Below are 22,130 nucleotides of genomic sequence, written 5' to 3' on the forward strand. Positions count from 1 at the left end.
GCCTTAGGCGATCCGTCAGGCGCTCTTGCCGCGCAAGACCGCGATCATCTCGGCCAGGGTCGAGACCGCAATCTCCGCCGGTGTCGCCGCCCCGATATCGAGCCCCACCGGCCCGTGTATGCGCCCGATCTCCTCGGCGCTGGCGCCCAGCAGGCCCAATCGCACCGCCCGCTTGTCCCGCGACCGGGTCGAACCCAGAGCACCGATGTAATAGGCCTCTGACCGCAGCGCCGCCATCAGCGCCGGATCGTCGATCTTCGGATCATGGCTGAGCACCACCACCGCCGTGCGCGCGTCGATGCCGAGCGCCGCCAGCGCCTCGTCCGGCCAGTCATCGATCAATCTCTCGCCGGGAAACCGCGCCGCGCTGGCAAAGCTCTCGCGCGGGTCGACGATCACCACGTCATAGCCCGCAATCCGCGCCATCGGCACCAGCGCCTGCGCGATATGCACCGCCCCCACCACGATGAGCCGCAGCGGCGGGTTGTGGATGGTGACAAACCGCCCATCCGCCTCGAACCCCGACAGATCCTGCCGAAACCGCGCCTCGAACCCCTCGCGGGTGATCTCTGCCGGGCGGTCGCCGCCCGAAATCACCGCCACCGGCTCCTGCGCCGCCCTTGCCGCCACCAACTCGGCCATCAGCGCTTCGCTCAGCACCGATCCCAGCGGCTCGACCATCACCCGGATCGTGCCGCCACAGCCAAGCCCCACGGCGAAGGCATCATCATCGCTCACCCCGAAAGTGAGCGTCGCCGACGTCCCGCGCTCGATCGCGTCGAGCGCCTCGGCCACCACAGCGCCCTCGACACAGCCGCCCGAGACCGATCCGGCAATCTCGCCCGCCCCGGAAATGGCGAGCTGACTGCCCACCCGGCGCGGCGCGCTGCCCCATGTCTCGACCACGGTGGCGAGCGCCGCCCCCCGGCCCTCGCGGAACCAGGCCAGCGCCTGTTCGGGAATGTCATCAAACCTGTCCATGGCCCAGATGTGCCGCGTCCCCGCGCCACTTGCAAGAGGCGCCGCTCAGGCCGCTACCGCGCCCTTACCCCGGCCCGCCACCGCGCCAGCGTCAAGAGCATCAGCCCGCCCCCGGCAAAGGCCAGCAGCAGCCCCACGACATTGACCGCCACCGCCCCGGGACCGAGCGCTGTCACATCGAGAAACGGATAGGGATAAAACCCGCTCAGCGCCCCCCGGATCAACGCATAGGTGCAGTAAAGCGCGGGCCAGAGGAGCCAGATCGCCGCATGGCGCCGCCGCAATCCGCTCTTGTCGGCTTGCCACCCCCACCAGAGCACCACCAAGAGCGGCACCGCCGTATGCAGCCCCTGATCGGCCCACCAGGCGAGCCCCTCAGGCCGCCACAGCCCCGCCAGCACGAGGTGATAGACGATCCCCACCGCAGCGATCCACAGGGTCAACCCCCCGGCCCAGGTCGGCCCGACGCGCTGGCCCGTCCCCACCACATAGAGAAACGTCACCGCCACGAGCGTATTGGTCAACACGGTGAAATACCCCGCCATCCGCCACAGCACCGCGCCGAACCCCGGCGCGCCCATGAGCGCCTCGGAGACCAGAAACTGCGCCCCGAGCGACATCAGCGCCGTGCCGCAAATCAGCGCCGCAAACCCTCTGTGCATGGCCAGTCCTACCCTTTGGCGTGAATGATATGCCTCTGGAAACAAGCATAGAATGTCCCGCGGCCCTTGGGAATGACGGACGCGCACCCGCGCATGACAAAGGGGCAAGGCTTGCGCCCTGCCCCCTGTCATCTTTTCTCGACCGATCGCGGCGCTTATTGCGCGGCAGAGGCCTGCAAGAGCGGTGTGATCCGGCGCACGGTGGCGCGGCGGTTCTGACGCTCCGGCCCCGGCGTGCGGATCTTGAGGTTCGCCTCACCATAGCCCTGCACCACCATGTTCTCTGGCGGCACGTCGAAATATTCGGTCAGCGCCAGCGCCACGGATTCGGCGCGACGGTCCGACAGGGCGAGGTTATAGCTTGCGCTGCCCACCGCATCGGTATGGCCCTCGACCAGGAACACTTCATTCGGGTTGCGCTCGATGAGCTCGCTCATCGCGAGGCCCAGCGCCCGCAGCTCTTCGGCCTCCGAGGCGGTGATCGCGGCACTATCGGTGGCAAAGTTGATCGCCTCCAGCTCGATCACCGGCACCAGATCGCGCACGGCGCGGATCTCACGCACTTGCTGCAGCGTATAGTGACGGTGCAACTGGTCACGCTCCTTCTCGGCCAGCGCGGCGCGCAGCTCTTCCTCGCTCAGCTCAGAGAGCTGAATGCTCCGCGTGCTGGTGCGCGGCAGCTCGGTCACTTCGACCGGCTCAACCGTCACGGTGTCGTCAAAGAGCACGATCTGTTGCCCATCGGGCATCACGCGCACCCGGCGCAGCACCTGACCGTTCGACGCCTTGATGGTCACCACCTTGACGCCATTGGCACGGGTCACCGTCTCGCGGACCGAGCCATCGCTGAACCGTTCGGTGGTCACCTCGGCCCCCGGACGACGCAGCAACACGTTGTCATCCTTGAGAACTTCGATCTCGCCATCGCTGCGTTCCACCACAACCCGGTCGCCCGAGTTCGACAGAACCTTGTTGCCATTGTTGAGGATGGTGCCCACGGCCACAGCCCCCAGAGCGCCCAGCGCGAATTTCTCGAAATTGCTAAGCCCGCTGTCGCTTTCGGTCACCGTGGTGGCATTGGCGGCGGTCGAGAAATCTTCGTCGCTCGACCGGGCGTTGTCCTCGGTCACGGTCTCGGTCTCGACCTCGACACCTTGGGCATCGGGGTTGCTGGCCGCTTCGGCCTCGACCGCTTGGTTGGCGTCCGCCGTGGTGCTTTCGCTGTCTTCTTGCGGCACGATCATGGTCTTGGCGCCCTCGACGATGGGCTCGACCTCTTTGCCTTCGGAGACCGTCGCATCGCTCTCGGCGGTGGTCTCAGCCGTGGTTTCAGCGGTGGTTTCAGCCGTGGCCTCACCGGTGGTCTCAGCCGTCGCGCTGGCCGCCGGGTCCGATGCCTCGGCCGCCTTGAGCGCCTGCTCAAGCTCGGCTTCGGTCTGCGCCGCTTCCGCCGCGGTGCGCGCCTCGGCTTCGGCTTCGGCTGCCGCCTGCGCTTCGGCCTCGGTCACGGTCTCGGCCATGGTTTCCGTGGTAGTCTCGGTTTCCAGAGGCGCCACCACATCCTCCGAGACGCTCAGCTCTTCCTCGGGCTTGGTCTCGGCCTCAGCCGCGGCCCCAACGGTCGCCTCTGCCGGTGAATCGGCGCTGGCCTCTGCAGTCGATTCTGCAGTCGTATCCGCGCTCGCATCGGCGCTCGCTTCAGGCGTCACCTCTGCCTCGGGCAGCGGCGTCGATGTCACAGCCTCCGCCGTGGCACCGGCGGTCGCACCCACATCGGCCAGCGGCACGATCACGCCCGCCTCGGTCAGCGCGACCTCGACATCGCTCTTGCGGGCATAGACCTCGCCCGCATCGGTTTGCGAGCCTTCCACGACGAGCTTGGCCCCCGCCTCGCCTTCGATCACGCAATGACCCATCGCGCCGGTCGGCTTGACGACAGGGCTTGCATCCAGCTCGCCAATCGCCGGATCGAGCGTCATTTCGACCCCCGCCTGCAGCGGCGGCAGGATCGGCCAAGGCGCGCCCTCTGCGGTCACACAGGGCTGCAGCGTGTCGGGATCGGGCAGCACGCCGCTCTCTTGCGCGAAGAGCGGGGCGGGCATGGCCAGCGTGGCGCTCATCACGAGCGCCGTGGTGGACTTGAGAACTCTCTTGCTCATCTTTGAACCTCTCAGATTCTGCGTGTGATTATCTCGACCCCCCAACGCCTCGGAGCGATAGAAGTTTCCTCACCGTGCCATATTTCGCCGAAACCCCAGTGTTTCTTTGCTGCCACAAACCGGCCACGGCCCCCGAAAACCGGCCCAAACCGCCGCTTGGCCTGCGAATTTCGCGCTCTTGTCCTTTCAAATCTCATGGAAATTCCCCATTTTAGACAGGATTGCCGCCTACGCCTGTGGTTCACGTAGCCGGCTGAGACCGGTAAACAGTGATTGAGGAAAGTGCGATGCAGAATGCCACCAACACGTTTGACATGCCCCTCTCGGGTCTCGAGTCGCGTGAGGCCTGGCTGGCCAAAGTGTCAGACTTGGTAGACGAAGATGGCTATGCAGAGCGTCTCGACGACCGTCACAGCGCGATTTTCGTCGAAGATGGCAAGACCTTGCTCGTCACGTTTGAAACCCATGACAGCATCGCGCGGCTCTCCGAGGATGGCCAACCGCTGGGCTGGGATATGGTCAAGGCGCTCGGCTGGTCGCATCTGTGCCTGCTGAGCGATGGCGACACCTGGTTTCGCGCCCCCCGCGTCTATGGCTATTTCGACCGGCTCATCGACGATGGCTTCTTCGAGGATTTCGACCAGGTGATCTTTTACGGCGCAGGTGCCTGTGGCTATGCCGCCGCCGCCTTTTCCGTCGCCGCCCCCGGCGCGCGTCTGGTGCTGGTGCAGCCGCAGGCCACGCTGGATCCGCGCGTCGCCGAATGGGACGACCGCTATCGCCACATGCGCCGCACCTCCTTTACCGACCGCTACGGCTATGCCCCCGATATGATCGACGCGGCGCAAGAGGTGTTCCTGCTCTATGATCCCGAGATCGAGCTCGACGCGATGCACGCCTCGCTCTTCACCCGCTCCAATGTGACCAAGTTCCGCATGCGCCACATGGGACCCGATCTCGAAACCGTGCTGATGCAGATGCAGCTTCTCTACCGCATTCTTGCCCAGCTCAGCGCCGACAAGCTCACCGTGACCAATCTCGCCCGGCTCTTCCGCAACCGCCGCGAACATCCGGGCTATCAATTCGGGCTCTTGCAGCGGCTGACCGGCGCGAACCGCGACCGGCTTATCATCCGGCTCGCCGATTTCGTGCTCGAGCGGCGCAACGGCCGCCCCTTCCGCAAGGCTCGCGAGGCGGCCGAGGCCCGGCTTGCCGATGCCGCCGCCGCACAGCACCGCCCCGAGACGAGCGACATCCAAGACTGATCTAAAGCTCAGGCATCGACACCTCTGGCGCAGCCCCGCGCGATTGTGTAATCGATCCCCATGACACAGAGCTTGACCCTCCGCCGCCCCGACGACTGGCACCTGCATCTGCGCGATGGCGCGATGCTCGGCGCTGTCCTGCCCGAAACCACCCGGCATTTCGCCCGCGCGATCATCATGCCGAACCTCGTGCCCCCGGTGGTCACCGGCGCTCAGGCCGCGGCCTACCGCGACCGTATCCTCGCGGCCCTGCCCGAAGGCGCCGCCTTCACCCCGCTGATGACGCTCTACCTCACCGAGGACACCGACGCCGAGGACGTGGCCGAGGCCCATGCCAGCGGTCTCGTCACGGCGGTCAAGCTCTACCCGGCAGGTGCCACCACCAACTCCGCCTCAGGGGTTGCCAATTTCGACAAGGTGCGCGGCGTGCTCGACAAGATGGCCGAGATCGGCCTGCCGCTCTGCCTGCATGGCGAAGTCACCGACGAGGGCATCGACATTTTCGACCGCGAGGCGGTGTTCATCGACCGCGTGCTCGACCCAATCCGCCGCGCCACCCCCGGCCTGCGCACCGTGATGGAACATATCACCACCCGCGACGGGGTCGAATATGCCAAGTCACAGGACAATCTCGGCGCGACCATCACCACCCATCACCTGGTGATCAACCGCAACCACATCCTCGTGGGCGGGATCAAGCCGCATTACTACTGCCTGCCGGTCGCCAAGCGCGAAGAGCACCGGCTCGCCCTGCGTGCCGCCGCCACCTCGGGCGATGCGCGCTTCTTCCTCGGCACCGACAGCGCGCCGCATCTCGACGCGGCCAAGCTGAGCCCCTGCGGCTGTGCCGGCTGTTTCACCGCGACCAACACCATGTCGATCCTCGCCGAAGTGTTCGAACAGGATGGCGCGCTCGACCGGCTCGAAGGCTTTACCTCACTCAATGGCCCGGCCTTCTATGGCCTGCCCGCCAATGACGAAACGATCACCCTGACCCGTGGCACCCCGGTGGAATATCCCGCCCAGATCGCCACGCCCGAAGGCCCGGTCACGCTCTTCGATCCGCAAATGCCGCTGCATTGGTCGGTCAGCTAGCCGCCTCGTAAAGCTCGCGCAGCGCCGCAATCACCAGCTGGGGATGCTCATAGAACATGAGCTGCCCGGCCGATTGCACCTCATGCAGCGCGATCCCGTCGATCCCGTCGAACCCGGCCCGCACCGCGTCGGGCCGGTTCACATGATCCTTGGCCCCCATCAGATAGACCACCGGCGCCGGCGCCTCACAATCGAGCATATCGCTCCAGTCGCGCACCATATAGGGCGCGTCGCCGAGAAACCCGAAATGCCCCTGATGCACCGAGAGCCGATAGCCCGCCTGAATGAGCGGCGCGATTTCGAGCCGCGCAATCACTTCGCGGTCATGCGACCCTTCGGGGTAGAGCCCGCCCATGAAATTCTTCACATCCTGACTGTCAATCTGCGCCACACCGGCGCGCAGGATCGTCGGCAGGAAGGACGGCAGGTAGCGCGCGGTAAAGGCCACGATCTTCTGCCGCGGCGCCATATCGACCAATTGCCGCCGCGACCTGATCGGCGCCACCGAGCCGATGCCGAGCATCCCCGACACCTTGTCGGGGAAGCGATGGCACAGGATATGGCCATGAAACCCGCCCGCCAGATGGCCGAGAATCACCGGCCGGTCGAGCTCGAACCGCGAGATGAGCTCGACCAGATGCGCCATGAAACTCTCGAGAACCGGGGTCTCGTCGCATTGCTCCGACTGGCCATAGCCGGGCCGGATCGGCGCCACCACCCGAAGACCCGCCCGGCTCAGCACCTCTTCGAGATGGCGCAACACCGCCACCCCTTCGAGCATCCCGTGCAAGAACAACACCGGCATCCCATCCGGCGGCCCGAGGCTGAACACCTGCATGTTGAGCCCGGTCCCCATCCGCAGGATCTGCGCATCGAGGCCCAGCGACGCCCCCGGCGGCGCCTGCGACGGTGACAATTGGTTGATCATATAGACCACCAGCCGGATAAGCTCGGCCTGCCCCGGCGCGCCGGTCTTGGCGAGCACCGCCTTGGCCTGATTGCGGATCGTATGTTTCGACTTGCCGGTCATCTCGGCAATCGCGCCGAGGTTATGCCCCGCCAGAAGATGCTCGACCACCGACAGCTCCGCCCGGCTCAGCGCAAAGCTTTGGACGAGCATCCGCTCCGCCGCCGGGCTCCAATGGTAATCGAGCGATTCGAGCAACACGGCCGACCCGGTCGCCCCCTCCAAGGGCACGAGCCGCGCCAGGAGATGCCGCAGCTCCCCCTCCACCGCCAGCACCACCGGCGAGGCATCGCCCGGCACATCCGCCAACCGGCCAAGCAGCGCCTCCATCAGCTCCGCCCCATGTGGATCGAGCCGCTCTTGCAACGGCTGCCCGCCAAGCCAATCCTGCGCCACCCGGCTCTGCGCCAGAACCCGGCTCCCCCGCCCGAGCAGCAGCATCCAGGTATTCGACTGCGCCACCTCATCCTTCAAGCTCTGGCGCGGCGTCTGCCGTCCCAATTGGTCGAGGATCATCAAGGCCCGAGTGAAATGTTCGGTGAGCACCGGATCAATGCCCAGCGCATCGGATTGGCCCGCCGTGTCCAAAGGCTCCGGTGCCGTTTCCATCGCCTCGCAGATGTGATCGCCCCAGAGATCCATGAAATCGGCATAGCGCTCCGGTCGGATCACCGAATCGTAAATCGCTGCGATCACTTTGTCTCTGTTGGATGTCGGCATGCGCGCTTCACCCCGTTGCTTGGCATGGACCGGAGAAACACAATCTTGGCACTTTTTTACCAAATGGTACGTTTTTGGCCCAAATGGGTCATGCCAGACCGGCATGACTAGACCTAAATTAATACTACCAAAACCTTTTAATCAGTAGCTTTTCTTCAATTTATTTTATCAGCGGCCGCTAAGCCGTGAGCGAAGGCCGCCTCAGGAGACTGGGGCGGCCACTCTCTTTGCGGCGCAGTTCAGCCCATTTGCGTGCTAATTTCCGCCCCAACCTCTCGCGATCCCCTCCGGTTCCCTGCCACCCCGGCGTGGCCCGCAGGCCGCGCCCCGGCCTGACCCGGCCCCGCCGGCATCGCGCGGCTTGACAAGACCCCCTCTCGAGGCGGAAAAGCCCCTGCGCCCGCCAAAAGGACCCCGACATGATCCCCACCAGCTATCCGCCCCGCGAAGAGATCGCCCGCCTGACCGCCCGTATGCTGCTCGAGATCGGCGCCGTGCATTTCAACGCGGCCGAGCCCTTTACCCTCGCCTCCGGCCTGCCCTCGCCCACCTATATCGACTGCCGCAAGCTGATCAGCTTCCCGCGCATCCGCTCGACGCTGATGGATTTCCTCACCGTGACGGTGATGCGCGACGCAGGCTTTGAGGCGTTCGACAATGTCGCAGGCGGCGAAACCGCGGGCATCCCCTTTGCCGCGCTGGTCGCCGAACGCATGGCGCTGCCGATGACCTATGTGCGCAAAAAGCCCAAAGGATACGGCCGCAACGCCCGGATCGAAGGCGCCATGTCCGAAGGCGAACGGGTGCTGCTGGTCGAGGATCTGACCACCGATGGCGGCTCCAAGCTCTCCTTTGTCGACGCGATCCGCGAAACCGGTGCGAGCTGTGGCCACACCGCCGTGATCTTCTACTACGGCATCTTCCCCGAGACCGAGACAACCCTCGGCGATCACGGCGTCGCGCTGCATTATCTCTGCACCTGGTGGGATGTGCTGGCCGAGGCCCGCGCGCAAGGTGTCTTTGACGCCGAGACGCTCGACGGGGTCGAAAGCTTTCTCAACGATCCCCGCGCCTGGCAAGAGGCCCGCAAGGGCGACTGACTTAGGGGGAAATTTCCCTCAAAAGTCACCCTAAAGACACGCGCCCCCGTGGCGCACTCAACATATCGCTGTGCGAAACCGCCTGACCGCTATATGATGCGGTCAGTTTATCCACAGCTTTTGCACAGCGATATACAATTTGCCCAAGACCCGGCCCGCCGCTTATGTGATCGGCACGCGGGACAATGAGGACAGGATGACCAAGGTAGAAGCCTTCAACGCCACCGGCACCGAAGTTCAGGCCGCCGACACCATGCCCCATTCGATTGAGGCCGAGCAGCAGCTCTTGGGCGCGATTCTGACCAACAATGATGTCTACGACAAGATTGCGTCGATCATCGGCCCGCAGCATTTCTACGACCCGGTCCACGCGCGGATCTACGAGACCGCCGCCGCCCGCATCGCCCGCAACAACCTCGCCTCGCCAGTGACGCTCAAGGCGTTTCTGGAAGATGACGAAGGGCTCAAGGAGCTTGGCGGCCCGGCCTATCTGGTGAAACTCGCAGGCGCCGCGATCTCGTCCTTCGCCGTGCGCGATTATGCCCAAATGATCTATGACATGGCGATCCGGCGCGAGCTCATCACGCTGGGCCATGACATTGCCGGCAAGGCGATGCGCGCCGATGTAAAAAGCGAACCCAAGGATCAGATCGTCGAGGCCGAACAGAGCCTCTACAAACTCTCCGAACAGGGCCAGGCCGAAAGCGGCTTTCAGAGCTTTCTCAAGGCGGTCACCGATGCCGTCAACGTGGCCAACGCCGCCTATCAGCGCGACGGCGGCCTCGCCGGCGTCTCCACCGGCCTCATGGATATGGACAAGAAGCTCGGCGGTCTGCACCCGTCCGACCTGCTGATCCTCGCCGGCCGCCCCTCGATGGGCAAGACCTCGCTCGCCACCAACATCGCCTATAACATCGCCAAGGCCTACAAGCGCGGCAAGCGTCACGACGGCACCGAAGGCGCCATCGACGGCGGCGTCGTGGGCTTCTTCTCGCTCGAGATGAGCGCCGAACAGCTCGCCGGTCGTATCCTCGCCGAAGCCTCGGAAATCTCGAGCCACAAGATCCGCCAGGGCGACATGACCGAAGAGGAATTCCGCCGCTTCGTCAACGCCGCGAAAGAGCTCGAAAGCTGCCCGCTCTTCATCGACGACACCGCCGCGATCCCCATCGCCCAGCTCGCCGCCCGCGCCCGCCGCCTCAAGCGGACCCATGGGCTCGACCTGCTGATCGTGGACTATCTGCAGCTGGTGCGCGGCACCTCCGACAACCGGGTGCAGGAGATCGGCGAGATCTCCATGGGTCTCAAGGCCATCGCCAAGGAACTCAACATCCCGGTCATCGCGCTCTCGCAGCTGTCGCGGGGCGTCGAGAGCCGCGACGACAAACGGCCTCAGCTCTCGGACCTGCGCGAATCCGGCTCGATCGAACAGGATGCCGACGTGGTCATGTTCGTCTTCCGCGAGGAATATTACGTCGAACGCGAAAAACCCTCCGAGGAAAAGCTCGACGAAATGGCCGAATGGCAAGAGCGCATGTCGCGCCTCCACGGCAAGGCCGAGGTCATCATCGGCAAACAGCGTCACGGCCCCATCGGCACCGTCGAGCTCAGCTTCGAGAGCCAATTCACCCGCTTCGGCAATCTGGTCAAACCCTGGCAGCAGGGCGGCGACGGCGAATTCTGATCGCCACAGGCCGGTTTCGCCTTGGGCAAGCCTCGGGAATTTGGGTATTTTCAACCAGAAAGAGGCGCAGGGAAGAGGCTCTCCCGCCTGCTCCGTGGCCCTTCTGTGGCCCCTCTGCGCAGGCGCATGGGAATTTCCCCGCCCGGCCCGCGCTTTCCACTTGACGCGCCCGGCTGGGATGGCATCTACCCGATGCCATGAGTACCGCGACCCTGACCATTGATTTGAACGCCGCCGTCGCCAATTGGCGCGCGCTTGATGCGAAAACCGATTGCGAAACCGCCGCTGTGGTAAAGGCCGACGCCTATGGGCTCGGCGCTGACAAACTGGCGCGCGCCCTGGCCCGCGCCGGCGCCCGGAGTTTTTTCGTGGCCGTCGCCGAAGAAGGCGCGGCGCTCCGCCAGGCCCTCGGCCCCGGCCCCAATATCTGCGTGTTTTCCGGCCATATGCCGGGCGATGCCGACATGATTGGCGATCTCGAGTTGACGCCGATGATCAACTCGCTCGACCAGATGATCCGCCATGTCGAGGCCCTGCCCGGCCATGCCTTTGGCCTGCAGCTCGACACCGGCATGAACCGGCTCGGCATGGAGCCCTCGGAATGGGCCGCCGTGCGCGATGTGGCGCTGGCCCAGAACCCGGTGCTGATCATGAGCCATCTCGCCTGCGCCGATGAGCCCGATCACCCGATGAACGCCCAGCAGCTGCGGACCTTCCGCGAGATGACCGACGGGCTCGACGTGCCGCGCAGCCTCGCCAACACCGGCGGCGTGCTCTTGGGGCGCGACTATCATTTCGATCTCTGCCGGCCCGGCATCGGCACCTATGGCGGCGCCCCCTTTGCCGAGGCGCGCCATGTGGCGACGCTCGACATCCCGGTGATCCAATGCCGCGACGTGGCCCCCGGCGAAACCGTAGGCTATGGCAATTCCTACGTCGCCTCGCGCCCGACCCGCATCGCCACCATCAGCGCCGGCTACGCCGATGGCATCCTGCGCGCCATGGGGCCGAAAACCGGGCTCTGGTGCGATGGCAAACGGCTGCCCATCGCGGGCCGTATCTCGATGGATCTCATCGGCGTCGATGTGACTGCCCTCGGCCAAGACCCCAAGAGCCTGCAGCTCCTTGGTCCCAATCAGGGCGTCGACACGCTCGCCGATGCGGCGGGCACCATCGGCTATGAAATCCTCACCTCTCTGGGCGCGCGCTACACCCGGCGCTACCTGACCGCATGAGCATGATCGCACAGTTCCTCGCCAGCATCGGCGCCACCGTTCTGGGCTTTCTCGCCACCATCGGCCGGGTCACGATCTTTGCCGGCAACACCGTGTCGCATCTGATCCGCCCGCCCTTCTACGGGCGCGAATTCGGCGCGGCGCTGATCCAGATCGGCTGGCTCTCGCTGCCCGTGGTCGGCATGACCGCGCTCTTCACCGGCGGCGCGCTGGCGCTGCAGATCTATGCCGGCGGCGCCCGGTTCAACGCTGAAACCGTGGTGCCCTCGATCGTCGCCATCGGCCTCACCCGCGAGTTGGGCCCAGTGCTCGGCGGTCTCATGGTCGCCGCCCGCGTGGCAAGCTCGATCGCCGCCGAGATCGGCACCATGAAAGTCACCGAACAGATCGACGCGCTCACCACGCTCTCGACCAACCCGATGAAATACCTGACCCTGCCGCGCGTTCTCGCCGCCACGCTCGCCGTGCCGGTGCTGGTCGGCGTCGGCGATGTGCTCGGCATCATGGGCGGCTTTCTCGTCGGCGTCGGACGGCTCGATTTCGGCGCCGCCACCTATCTGCACAACACGCTCGACTTCCTGACCCTCTGGGACGTGACCTCGGGCCTGATCAAAGGCGCGGTTTTCGGCTTTCTCGTCGCCCTCATGGGCTGCTATTTCGGCATGAACTCCGGCCGCGGCGCCCAGGGCGTCGGCCGAGCCACCAAATCCGCCGTGGTCGCTGCCTCGGTGCTGATCCTCGCCTCCAATTACCTCCTGACAGAGCTGTTTTTCTCCGCATGATCGAGCTTCGCGACGTCCATAAATCCTTCGGCCCCATCGATGTGCTCCGGGGCGTCAACCTGTCGATCCCGACCGGCAGCTCGATGGTGATCATCGGCGGCTCGGGCACCGGCAAATCGGTCACGCTGAAATGCGTGCTGGGCCTCGTGACCCCGGATCGCGGCAGCATCACCCTCGACGGCCAGGACGTGACCCGCGGCGACCGCGACGCCTTTCTCGCGCGCTTTGGCATGCTCTTTCAGGGCGGCGCGCTCTTCGACTCACTCCCGGTCTGGCAAAACGTCGCCTTTCGCCTGCTGCGCGGCGCGCTCAAACGCCCCAAGGACGAGGCCCGCGCCATCGCCATCGAGAAACTGCGCCGCGTCGGGCTCAAACCCGAGGTTGCCGATAAATTCCCCGCCGAGCTTTCGGGCGGCATGCAAAAACGCGTGAGCCTCGCCCGCGCCATCGCCGCCGAGCCCGAGATCATCTTCTTCGACGAACCCACCACCGGGCTCGATCCGATCATGTCCGGCGTCATCAACGACCTGATCCGCGAGATCGTGGTCGAGATGGGCGCCACCGCCATGACCATCACCCATGACATGAGCTCGGTGCGCGCCATCGCCGACAATGTGGCGATGCTGCATGACGGGGTGATCCAATGGTCCGGCCCCGTGGCCGATCTCGACCAATCGGGCGATCCCTATGTCGATCAGTTCATCTCGGGCCGCGCCGACGGCCCCATCGAGGCGGTGCGCTAACCCCTCTTTCTGGTGCCAAATACCCGCCTGCGCCACGCCCGCCCCAAGGGGCAAAATCGCGGCCTGAGACACGACCGACGCCACACCGCCGCGATACCGACGTGACGCCGAGCCCGGATTTTTCCCCCAATCCAAGCACTTGATCGGCGCGCCCTCCCCGCTTAGCTTGGATAGTGACAACGGGGGAACCGGCTTCATGCTCCGCTTCGCTAACCTGAGCCTCTTGCTCCTCTTCCCCCTCTCGTGGTTCGCGCCCCTGATGCGCGCGGGCCTCCTGCCGATCTTCGGGCTGAGCGAGATTTCGGTGATCTCGGGCCTGCAATCGCTGTGGACGACGGATGTGTTTCTGGCGCTGATGGTGACCTTCTTCGCCCTCGTCGCGCCCTATCTCAAGACCATCGGGCTGGCCCTTATCCACTTCGGCCTGATGCGCCGCAAACTGTTGCCCTATCTGCAGATCATGGGGAAATTGGCGATGGCGGATGTGTTCTTGATCGCGGTCTACATCACCCTGGTCAAGGGGCTGGGGATGGGCCGGATCGAAACCGCCTGGGGCCTGTATTTATTCACCTTCTGCATCCTCGCCTCGCTGGCGATAGGGTTGCTGACGGCGAAACGAACTGTTTCGTGATGCCCGGATTTCGCCTTTTTTCTTAGAATAATCGCAAACCAGGACTACACTTACTCCACACGCTTAAGTCGAAGGGGGAAGCGACCATGGGCGAGTATGCCAAAACCACCACCGGGGTGATCTTCACCCTGTCACAATATGTCTCCGGAACAATCCTTGCGGCCACGGCCTTTGGGTTGCTCCTCGTCACCGGGCTGAGCGCCGCAGGCGTCCTGCCCTGGCTCGATCTATCACTTGCGTTTGGGGCGCAGCCGATAGAGCAGGCCGGGATCTGGGTGCAGTCGGGGGTCACTGTCTTTGCCGTGATGCTCTTGTTTTACCTGCCCTCGCATTTCCGCGTGGCGCGGCTCGAAACCTCGCATCGTCAGTTTCAGCTGAGCATGGAAGACGTGGCCCGGGCCTATGCGCGGGTTCATGCAGAGGATCGCAAGGGCGCGTTTCGCATGTCGGCAGAGTTCGACGCGGTGCGCGAACGGCTGGTCTTTCTGCGCGACCATCCCGAGCTCGGCTCGCTCGAGCCCGAAGTGCTCGAGGTGGCGGCCCAGATGAGCCGGGTGAGCCAGGAACTGGCCTCGACCTATTCCGACCGCAACGTGGCGCGAGCGCGCGAGTTTCTGCGCCAGCGGCAGGATGAGGTCGAAGAGCTCGAACAGCGCATCGTCATGGCCAAGCAGATCAACTCCGAGCTGCGCCGCTGGACACAGGAAGTCGAGTTGGAGGAGAGCATGGCCGAAAGCCAGCTCCGCCGCCTGCGCGACGACCTGCGCGAGATCCTGCCCGAGCTCGACGGTCTCGATGTGGAACCCGGCCCGACGCACAGCCGCGTCATCGGCCTGCCGCATCGCGCCGCCGCCGAGTAACGGCACCGCGCCCCGGCACGGGAGACGCCTACGCTAAATCACCCGGCCTGCCGCAACCGGCGGGCCCGGGCCAAGAAAGCCTTTACCCCGCCGCGCCGCTGGGGCAAGAGAAGACATGGCCAAGACCACCAGTTTCTCTTGCAATGCCTGCGGCGCGGTTCACTCGAAATGGTCGGGCCGTTGCGACGCCTGTGGCGAATGGAATTCCATCGTCGAGGATGCCGGCATCTCCACCGGCCCGGCCAAGGCAAGCCTCGGAAACGCCAAGGGAAAACGCGTCCCCCTCACCAATCTGACCACCGAAGAGGCACCGCCGCAACGCACCATGTCCGGCCTCGCGGAACTTGACCGCGTGCTGGGCGGCGGGCTGGTCGAGGCCTCGGCGCTTTTGGTCGGCGGCGATCCCGGCATTGGCAAATCGACGCTGCTCTTGCAGGCCGCCGCCGCCTTCGCCCGCAAGGGGCTCAAGACGATCTATGTCTCCGGCGAAGAGGCCAGCGCCCAGGTGCGGCTGCGCGCCGAACGGCTCGGGCTCTCCGACGCGCCGGTGCAGCTCGCGGCCGAGACCAATCTGCGCGACATCCTGACCACGATCGAGGCCGAACGCCCGCGCCTCGTCATCATCGACTCGATCCAGACCATGTGGTCCGACAGCGTCGGCTCCGCCCCCGGCTCGGTGAGCCAGGTCCGCGCCGCCGCCCATGAGCTCACCAGCTTTGCCAAACGCGCCGGGGTCTCGATCATCCTCGTCGGCCATGTCACCAAGGACGGCCAGATCGCCGGCCCCCGCGTCGTCGAACATATGGTCGACACCGTGCTCTATTTCGAGGGCGAGCGCGGCCATCAGTTCCGCATCCTGCGCGCCGTCAAGAACCGCTTTGGCCCGGCCGATGAGATCGGCGTCTTCGAGATGACCGGCGGCGGGCTCTCCGAGGTGCTCAACCCCTCCGCCCTCTTCCTGTCCGAACGCGGCACGCCGAGCGCCGGCAGCGTCGTCTTCTCCGGCATCGAAGGCACCCGCCCGGTGCTCGTGGAGCTGCAAGCCCTCGTCGCCCCCTCCCCCCATTCCCAGCCGCGCCGCGCCGTGGTCGGCTGGGACGGCGCGCGGCTGGCGATGATTCTCGCCGTGCTCGAGGCCCGCTGCGGCATCCCCTTCACCGGGCTCGACGTCTATCTCAACGTGGCGGGCGGCATGAAAATTTCGGAACCAGCCGCCGATCTGGCTGTTGCTGCAGCGCTACTCTCGGCCCGCGAAGACACGGCGCTTCCCGCGGATACGGTTGTTTTCGGTGAAATCAGCCTGTCTGCTGCGCTCAGACCCGTGGGTCAGAGCGAAAACAGGTTGAAAGAAGCCCAAAAACTTGGTTTCTCCTCCGCAATTCTACCCGCAGGCGGAAAATCCGGCTCGGGCAATGGTATGAACCTGACACGGGTCTCTGATCTGACCGGGTTTGTGGGTGATATTTTCGGCGCCGGGTAGGCGCATCCTAGAACAGAGGCAGGGCATGGAAGGCTTTACCATCATCGACGGCATCGTGGCGCTTGTGATCGTGCTCTCCGCACTTCTCGCCTATTCCCGTGGCTTCGTGCGCGAGGCCCTGGCCATCGCCGGCTGGGTCGTGGCGGGCATCCTCGCCTTCATCTTCGCGCCACAGGTCGAACCTCTGGTCAAACAGGTGCCCTTCGTGGGCGAATTCATCGCCGACAGCTGCGAGCTGAGCATGATCGGCGCCTTTGCCGCCGTCTTTGCCGTGGCGCTCATCGTCGCCTCGCTGATCACCCCGCTGTTTTCCTCGCTGGTGCAACGCTCGGCGCTGGGCGGGCTCGATCAGGGCGCGGGCTTCCTCTTTGGCGTGGCGCGCGGCATCCTTCTCGTGGCCATCGCCTATTTCGTCTACGAAACCGTCGCCTCGAGCCAAGAGGTCGCGATGATCGACGACAGCCGCTCGGCCCGCGTCTTTGCCAAGCTCACCGGCAAGATCGAAGACGGCAACCCCGAACAGGCGCTCGGCTGGGTCACCCAGCAATATGAGCAGCTCATCGGCCAATGCGACGGCGGCGCCGACACCCCCGCCCCGACCGAGTAAGCGCCATGCAACAGCCGATCCTGATCGCCTCGCTACTGATGATTGCGGTCGGGTTCGGTGTGACCGTGCAAAGCCCGATCAACGCGGCCCTCGGCCGCGCGATCGCAAGCCCGCTGGCCGCCGCCACCATCTCTTTCGGCGTGGGCTTCACGGCGCTCCTGCTGGTGACGCTCTTCACCGGTCAGGCCCCGGCGCTGGCCCGGGTCGGCAACGCGCCGCTCTGGCTCTTGATCGGCGGCTTCTTCGGGGCGCTCTTCGTTTTCGGCTCGCTCTGGACGGTGCCGATCCTCGGCGTGCTCACCATGACCATCATGATCGTCTTCGGTCAGGTCATCGCCGCCGGGGTGCTTGACGCCATCGGCGCCTTCGGGCTCGAGCCCCGCCCCTTTACCCTGCCGCGCATTCTTGCCGCGCTCTGCCTCCTGGCAGGGGTTGTATTGTCGCGCTTCTAGGGCCATATGCTGGGCGTGTTCACCACACTCACCAGGAACGATCCTGACAGAGCGCCACTTTCTATGATAGTTTCGTGACAGCACGGGCGATCCCGCGTAAAGGGAAGCCCATATCGCGCAACGGATTCGGAGCCGCACCTTGTCCCGACAGATGCCACCAGCACACCCTTTCGACGACGACAAACTGAAGGAGGAGTGTGGCATATACGGCGTCATCGGCGTTGCCGACGCTGCCAACTTTGTCGCCCTCGGCCTGCACGCCCTGCAACACCGGGGCCAAGAGGCCGGCGGCATCGTCTGCCACCACCCCGATCACGGGTTCAACAACGCCCGCCGCTTTGGCTATGTGCGGGACAATTTCACCGACCAGAACCTGATGGCGACCCTGCCCGGGCCGCTGGCCATCGGTCACGTCCGCTACTCCACCGCAGGCGGCAAGGCCCCGGTGATCCGCGACGTCCAGCCCTTCTTCGGCGAATTTTCCATGGGCGGCGCCGCCGTCGCCCATAACGGCAATATCACCAATGCCGACGCGCTGCGCCGCGAGCTGATCGAGCGCGGCTCGATCTTTCAGTCCAACTCCGACAGCGAATGCATCATCCACCTGATGGCGCGCAGCCTGCAGAAAACCATCCCCGACCGGATGGAAGACGCGCTGCGCCGGGTCGAAGGCGCCTTCTCCGTGGTCGCCATGACCCGGACCAAGCTCATCGGCGTCCGCGACCCGCTCGGCGTGCGCCCGCTGGTCCTGGGCCAGATCGGCGACGGCTGGGTGCTGAGCTCGGAAACCTGCGCCCTCGACATCATCGGCGCGCGCTATGTGCGCGAGGTCGAGCCGGGCGAAATGGTGGTCATCACCGATCAGGGCGTCGAGAGCCGCCGCCCCTTCCGCAAACAGCCCTCGCGCTTTTGCATCTTCGAACATGTCTATTTCTCGCGCCCCGACAGCATCATCGGCGGCCGCTCGGTCTATGAGACCCGCCGCCAGATCGGCATCGAGCTGGCCAAGGAAAGCCCCGTCGACGCCGATCTCGTCTGCCCGGTCCCCGACAGCGGCACCCCGGCGGCCATCGGCTTTAGCCACGAATCGGGCATTCCCTACGCCATGGGGATCATCCGCAACCAATATATGGGCCGGACCTTCATCGAGCCGACCGAGCAGATCCGCAACATGGGCGTGCGGCTCAAGCTCAACGTCAACCGCGCCCTGATCGAGGGCAAGCGCGTCATCCTCGTCGATGACAGCGTGGTCCGCGGCACCACCTCGCGCAAGATCAAGGAAATGATCCTCGACGCCGGCGCCAAGGAGGTCCACTTCCGCATCGCCAGCCCGCCGACCGCCTGGCCCTGCTTCTATGGTGTCGACACGCCCGAACGCGAAAAGCTTCTGGCCGCCACCATGTCCGAAGAAGAAATGCGCGATCACCTGCAGGTCGACAGCCTGCGCTTCATCTCGCTCGACGGTCTCTACCGCGCCGTGGGCGAGGCCGAAGGCCGCAACGCCAAATGCCCGCAATATTGCGACGCCTGCTTCTCCGGCGAATACCCGGTCGCCCCCTCCGATCAGATCGAAAAGGGCTTCACGCTCAAAGCGGCGGAATGATCCTGCCCTGATGGGCAAACAAAGGCGGCTGGGCCCGGAGGCCTGGCCGCTTTTTTTACGCTTTCCGCGCGAGCCAGACCGTCGCCCCGCCACAGGCCGGGTCGTTTTCCTGATGCGCGATCACTTCGAACCCGGCCCGCTCCAGCCGCGCCCGATACTCGGCCTTGTCGAGGCTGCCATGATAGAGCGGCTGCCCGGCAAATTCGCCGATCTCTGCCCCCTCCGACGTGCCACTCGTGAACATGAGCGCGGCACCGGGGCGGCAGAGCGCGCCAAGCCGCGCCAAGAGCGGGCGCTGATCCTCTGGCCTGAGATGAAACAGGCTATGCCAGGCCAGCACCCCGTCGAATTTCCCGAGCTCGGGCAAGTCCCGCATATCTGCCGTGATCCAGACCTGCTCTGGAAAGGTCAGGCGCGCTGTCTCAATCTGCGCCGCCGCGCCATCGACGCCGGTAATCCGGCAGCCCCTTTCGATCAGATAGCGGCCGATCGGCTCTCCCGTGCCGCAGCCAAGGTCGAGCAGCTCTGGGCCAGCTTGTCGCGCGATCGCGACAAAGCGATCCAGCCACCGCTTCTCGATCAGATCGCCAGAGCGCAGCGCCCGCCAGAGGGCGGCATGGTCGTCATAGAGACCCACGACCCTCTCCGAGGCCTGCCGGGCCTGCGCCGCCCGATCCGTCCCGGCTCTGGCCGCCCCCTTATGTCTGCGCATATTGCACCGTCGCTTTACCGTCGTTTTACCGACAGCTTACCGACCTGCCATTTCGCCGCCAAGCGGCGCTTCTCCGCCGCCCCGATGCCGCGACGCGGCATGATCCTGCCGAGCGGCATTTGCCCCGGTTTACCCCCCTCTCGCAACCGGCTACGGAGCGCTCTGACCCACGCTCCGGCACCGCCTGCGACAGGCCCGGACCAAACAGCTAAGGACGAGACAGATGGCAGAGGGGACACCGACCCCACGCAAGGTCACCGCCGCCGCGACCCAGCAAGACGCATTGCCGATGCGCGGCATGGTGCTCTTGGGGACCTTCATGAATGACAAGGCCCCCGAGGCCCTGATCCGCGACCCCCACGGCCGCATCGAAAAGATCGGCCTCGGCGACAAGGTCGGCCGTCAGCAGGTCGTGGCGATCAACCCCGGCCTCGTGGTGCTCATGCGCAATGGCGCGACCGAGCGCCTGACCATGCCCCGCGGCTAAGCGCTTGACGGGCGGTCCCGCAATGCGGATTGTGCGCCGATGACTGACGCACCGATCCGCTACCGCCCGCATCATTTCCTTTGTTCTCTGGGGTTTCAGGGCAAGGGCTATTCCGACGAGTTCACCGCCAATATGGCCTCCATCGTCCTCGGCCGCCTGCGCGCGCCGGGCGGCGATGACACGCCCATCCAAGTGGTCGGCGCCACCGATGACATCTGCGCGCCCTGCCCCAAACGGCGCGGCACGCTCTGCGAAAGCCAGGACAGCATCAGCCGTCTCGACACCCGCCACGCCCGCGCGCTGGGCCTCTTTGCGGGCACCGAACTCACCTGGGGCGAGGCCAAGCGCCGCATCGTCAAACGGGTGCCCCCCGGCAGTCTCTCGACGCTCTGTCAGGGCTGTCGCTGGCTCGAATTTGGCCTCTGCGACAGCGCGCTGAACGCCCTGCATGACGAGGCGAGGCTCACCTCCGAAGAGGGCTAACCAATTGCCCCCAAACGCAAAACGCCGCCCCAAAGGGCGGCGTTCGCATATATTGATGTAACGCGAGGCTTAGCCGCGGCGCGACTTGATCGCCTGCCAGCCACCCCAGACAACCATCGCCGCCATCACGGCCTTGATCGCGTCGCCGAGCAGGAACGGTGCCATCCAGCTCGACCACAGCGCTGCCGCCGATTTGCCGAGAACGGCCGCCGGCCATGCGAGGCCCGGGATGTAGAGCAGCAGCGAAATCACGATGCCACAAACGGCGGTCGATACGACACCGCGTGCGAGACCCTTTTCAACCGCCAGACCGGCCAGATAAGCCATGCCGACAAAGCCATAGAGGAAGCCCGCGGTCGGGCCGAACAGGGCCGGGCCGGTGGCGCCATTGGCAAAGACCGGAAGACCCATCGCGCCTTCGGCCAGATAGGCCAGAAGCGCCGCCGCGCCAAGACGCGAGCCCAGCGTCAGACCAACGGTCAGAATGGCAAATGTCTGCAGCGACATCGGCACCGGCCAGCCCACGCTCACCTGTGCAGCAGCTGCAATGAACAGCGATCCGCCCAGCACGAGGGCTGCTTTTTTGAGGAGGCTGTCAGTGCCAAGAACGGCTTGGCTCAAAACTCTTTCGCCCATAGGTCAAGGTCCTTTCCCTGATTTTTCTTATCTGCACGACTTTTTCGCTGCGCCTGCTAAAAAGTCAAGCAAAAGACCTTGATTATTACGCGCCGCAATGGGATTTGCCGCCCATGACCCAGACACATGCACAAGACACCGCCCGCCCCATCGCGCTCATCACCGGCGCGTCGCGCGGGCTTGGCGCGGCGCTGGCCGAGGCGCTGGCCCCCACCCATCACATCGTCGCCGTCGCCCGCACCGTCGGCGCGCTCGAAGAGCTCGACGATCGGATCAAGGCCAAGGGCGGCGAGGCGACGCTGGCACCGATGGACATCGCAAACCCCGACGCCATGGCGCAGCTCTGCCGCTCGATCCATGACCGCTGGGGCAGCGTGGCGCTCTGGGTGCATAGCGCGGTCCACGCCGCACCGCTGACCCTGACCGGGCATCTCGATGCCAAGGATATGGAAAAGTCCTTTACCATCAACGCCATCGCCACCGGGCGGCTCATTCCCTTTGTCGCACCGCTGCTGGGCGAGACGGGCACGGCCGTCTTCTTCGACGATCCCCGCGCCGGCGAGAAATTCTTTGGCGCCTATGGGGCGAGCAAGGCCGCGCAGATCGCGCTGGCCAAGAGCTGGCAGGCCGAGACCGCCAAGACCGGCCCCCGGGTGCAGATCCTCGCGCCGAACCCGATGCCCACGGCGACCCGCGCCCGGTTTCACCCCGGCGAAGACCGCGCCACCCTGGCCGATCCCCATGCCGAGGCGGCCCGCCTTCTTCCCGCGCTGCTTTAACACCCTT

General features: G+C 65.3%; 22 protein-coding genes. 16 read left to right on the forward strand and 6 right to left on the reverse strand.

Going from position 1 to position 22,130, the window contains the following annotated elements:
* Positions 1 to 15: 15 nt before the first annotated feature.
* The 3 genes from ISM_RS15585 to ISM_RS15595 form a co-directional block, all read right to left on the reverse strand.
* Positions 16 to 981 carry an XdhC family protein gene (locus tag ISM_RS15585; RefSeq protein WP_009815162.1) on the reverse strand — a complete coding sequence of 322 codons (966 nt, stop codon included), beginning with the start codon at positions 979 to 981 and terminating at the stop codon, positions 16 to 18.
* Positions 982 to 1,034: 53 nt separating this feature from the next.
* Positions 1,035 to 1,643, reverse strand: a complete 609-nt coding sequence (locus tag ISM_RS15590) for a Pr6Pr family membrane protein (RefSeq protein WP_009815163.1) — start codon at positions 1,641 to 1,643, stop codon at positions 1,035 to 1,037.
* Positions 1,644 to 1,798: 155 nt separating this feature from the next.
* Complete coding sequence (locus ISM_RS15595; RefSeq protein WP_009815164.1) at positions 1,799 to 3,802, reverse strand: OmpA family protein; 2,004 nt, start codon at positions 3,800 to 3,802, stop codon at positions 1,799 to 1,801.
* 287 nt (positions 3,803 to 4,089) lie between these two features.
* On the opposite strand from ISM_RS15595, the gene ISM_RS15600 reads away from it, so the two are divergent.
* Positions 4,090 to 5,067: a hypothetical protein gene (locus ISM_RS15600; protein ID WP_040618148.1), complete on the forward strand. Its 978-nt coding sequence runs from the start codon at positions 4,090 to 4,092 to the stop codon at positions 5,065 to 5,067.
* A gap of 60 nt (positions 5,068 to 5,127) precedes the next feature.
* Positions 5,128 to 6,162: a dihydroorotase gene (pyrC, locus tag ISM_RS15605; protein ID WP_009815166.1), complete on the forward strand. Its 1,035-nt coding sequence runs from the start codon at positions 5,128 to 5,130 to the stop codon at positions 6,160 to 6,162.
* On the opposite strand, the gene ISM_RS15610 is transcribed toward pyrC, so the two are convergent.
* Complete coding sequence (locus tag ISM_RS15610; RefSeq protein ID WP_217622875.1) at positions 6,155 to 7,801, reverse strand: bifunctional helix-turn-helix transcriptional regulator/alpha/beta hydrolase; 1,647 nt, start codon at positions 7,799 to 7,801, stop codon at positions 6,155 to 6,157. The two genes, pyrC and ISM_RS15610, sit on opposite strands and share 8 nt — an antisense overlap.
* 467 nt (positions 7,802 to 8,268) lie before the next feature.
* On the opposite strand from ISM_RS15610, the gene ISM_RS15615 reads away from it, so the two are divergent.
* From ISM_RS15615 to purF, 11 genes are all read left to right on the forward strand, one after another.
* Positions 8,269 to 8,949, forward strand: a complete 681-nt coding sequence (locus ISM_RS15615) for an orotate phosphoribosyltransferase (RefSeq protein ID WP_009815168.1) — start codon at positions 8,269 to 8,271, stop codon at positions 8,947 to 8,949.
* Positions 8,950 to 9,145: 196 nt separating this feature from the next.
* A complete protein-coding gene (locus ISM_RS15620) occupies positions 9,146 to 10,633 on the forward strand; it encodes a replicative DNA helicase (RefSeq protein ID WP_040618610.1) in 1,488 nt (495 codons plus the stop codon).
* A gap of 197 nt (positions 10,634 to 10,830) precedes the next feature.
* Complete coding sequence (gene alr, locus ISM_RS15625; RefSeq protein WP_009815170.1) at positions 10,831 to 11,868, forward strand: alanine racemase; 1,038 nt, start codon at positions 10,831 to 10,833, stop codon at positions 11,866 to 11,868.
* A complete protein-coding gene (locus ISM_RS15630; RefSeq protein ID WP_009815171.1) occupies positions 11,865 to 12,650 on the forward strand; it encodes an MlaE family ABC transporter permease in 786 nt (261 codons plus the stop codon). The genes alr and ISM_RS15630 overlap by 4 nt, the downstream gene beginning before the upstream one ends.
* Positions 12,647 to 13,393, forward strand: coding sequence for an ABC transporter ATP-binding protein (locus tag ISM_RS15635; protein WP_009815172.1), 747 nt, complete (start codon positions 12,647 to 12,649; stop codon positions 13,391 to 13,393). The genes ISM_RS15630 and ISM_RS15635 overlap by 4 nt, the downstream gene beginning before the upstream one ends.
* A gap of 196 nt (positions 13,394 to 13,589) precedes the next feature.
* A complete protein-coding gene (locus tag ISM_RS15640; RefSeq protein ID WP_040618151.1) occupies positions 13,590 to 14,024 on the forward strand; it encodes a paraquat-inducible protein A in 435 nt (144 codons plus the stop codon).
* 86 nt (positions 14,025 to 14,110) lie between these two features.
* Positions 14,111 to 14,884, forward strand: a complete 774-nt coding sequence (locus tag ISM_RS15645) for a DNA repair protein (protein ID WP_009815174.1) — start codon at positions 14,111 to 14,113, stop codon at positions 14,882 to 14,884.
* Positions 14,885 to 14,999: 115 nt separating this feature from the next.
* Positions 15,000 to 16,364 (forward strand): DNA repair protein RadA, encoded by a 1,365-nt coding sequence (gene radA / locus ISM_RS15650; RefSeq protein WP_009815175.1) that lies wholly within the window; start codon positions 15,000 to 15,002, stop codon positions 16,362 to 16,364.
* A gap of 25 nt (positions 16,365 to 16,389) precedes the next feature.
* On the forward strand, positions 16,390 to 16,971 hold the full coding sequence (locus tag ISM_RS15655; RefSeq protein ID WP_009815176.1) for a CvpA family protein: 582 nt from the start codon (positions 16,390 to 16,392) through the stop codon (positions 16,969 to 16,971).
* 5 nt (positions 16,972 to 16,976) lie between these two features.
* On the forward strand, positions 16,977 to 17,423 hold the full coding sequence (locus ISM_RS15660; RefSeq protein WP_009815177.1) for a DMT family transporter: 447 nt from the start codon (positions 16,977 to 16,979) through the stop codon (positions 17,421 to 17,423).
* A gap of 151 nt (positions 17,424 to 17,574) precedes the next feature.
* Positions 17,575 to 19,026, forward strand: a complete 1,452-nt coding sequence (purF, locus tag ISM_RS15665) for an amidophosphoribosyltransferase (protein ID WP_009815178.1) — start codon at positions 17,575 to 17,577, stop codon at positions 19,024 to 19,026.
* A gap of 55 nt (positions 19,027 to 19,081) precedes the next feature.
* Here the strand turns inward: purF and ISM_RS15670 are convergent, their stop codons facing one another.
* A complete protein-coding gene (locus ISM_RS15670; RefSeq protein WP_050754152.1) occupies positions 19,082 to 19,738 on the reverse strand; it encodes a class I SAM-dependent DNA methyltransferase in 657 nt (218 codons plus the stop codon).
* A 223-nt stretch (positions 19,739 to 19,961) separates the two neighbouring features.
* On the opposite strand from ISM_RS15670, the gene ISM_RS15675 reads away from it, so the two are divergent.
* Together ISM_RS15675 and ISM_RS15680 are read left to right on the forward strand one after the other, a co-directional pair.
* A complete protein-coding gene (locus tag ISM_RS15675) occupies positions 19,962 to 20,225 on the forward strand; it encodes an amidophosphoribosyltransferase (RefSeq protein ID WP_040618152.1) in 264 nt (87 codons plus the stop codon).
* A gap of 39 nt (positions 20,226 to 20,264) precedes the next feature.
* Positions 20,265 to 20,708: a DUF1284 domain-containing protein gene (locus ISM_RS15680; protein WP_009815181.1), complete on the forward strand. Its 444-nt coding sequence runs from the start codon at positions 20,265 to 20,267 to the stop codon at positions 20,706 to 20,708.
* Positions 20,709 to 20,777: 69 nt separating this feature from the next.
* On the opposite strand, the gene ISM_RS15685 is transcribed toward ISM_RS15680, so the two are convergent.
* Positions 20,778 to 21,344 carry a biotin transporter BioY gene (locus ISM_RS15685; RefSeq protein WP_040618153.1) on the reverse strand — a complete coding sequence of 189 codons (567 nt, stop codon included), beginning with the start codon at positions 21,342 to 21,344 and terminating at the stop codon, positions 20,778 to 20,780.
* Positions 21,345 to 21,457: 113 nt separating this feature from the next.
* On the opposite strand from ISM_RS15685, the gene ISM_RS15690 reads away from it, so the two are divergent.
* Entirely contained in the window at positions 21,458 to 22,123 is a 666-nt protein-coding gene (locus tag ISM_RS15690; protein WP_009815183.1) for an SDR family NAD(P)-dependent oxidoreductase, read from the forward strand.
* Positions 22,124 to 22,130: the final 7 nt, after the last annotated feature.

Source organism: Roseovarius nubinhibens ISM (assembly GCF_000152625.1).
Classification (GTDB): domain Bacteria; phylum Pseudomonadota; class Alphaproteobacteria; order Rhodobacterales; family Rhodobacteraceae; genus Roseovarius; species Roseovarius nubinhibens.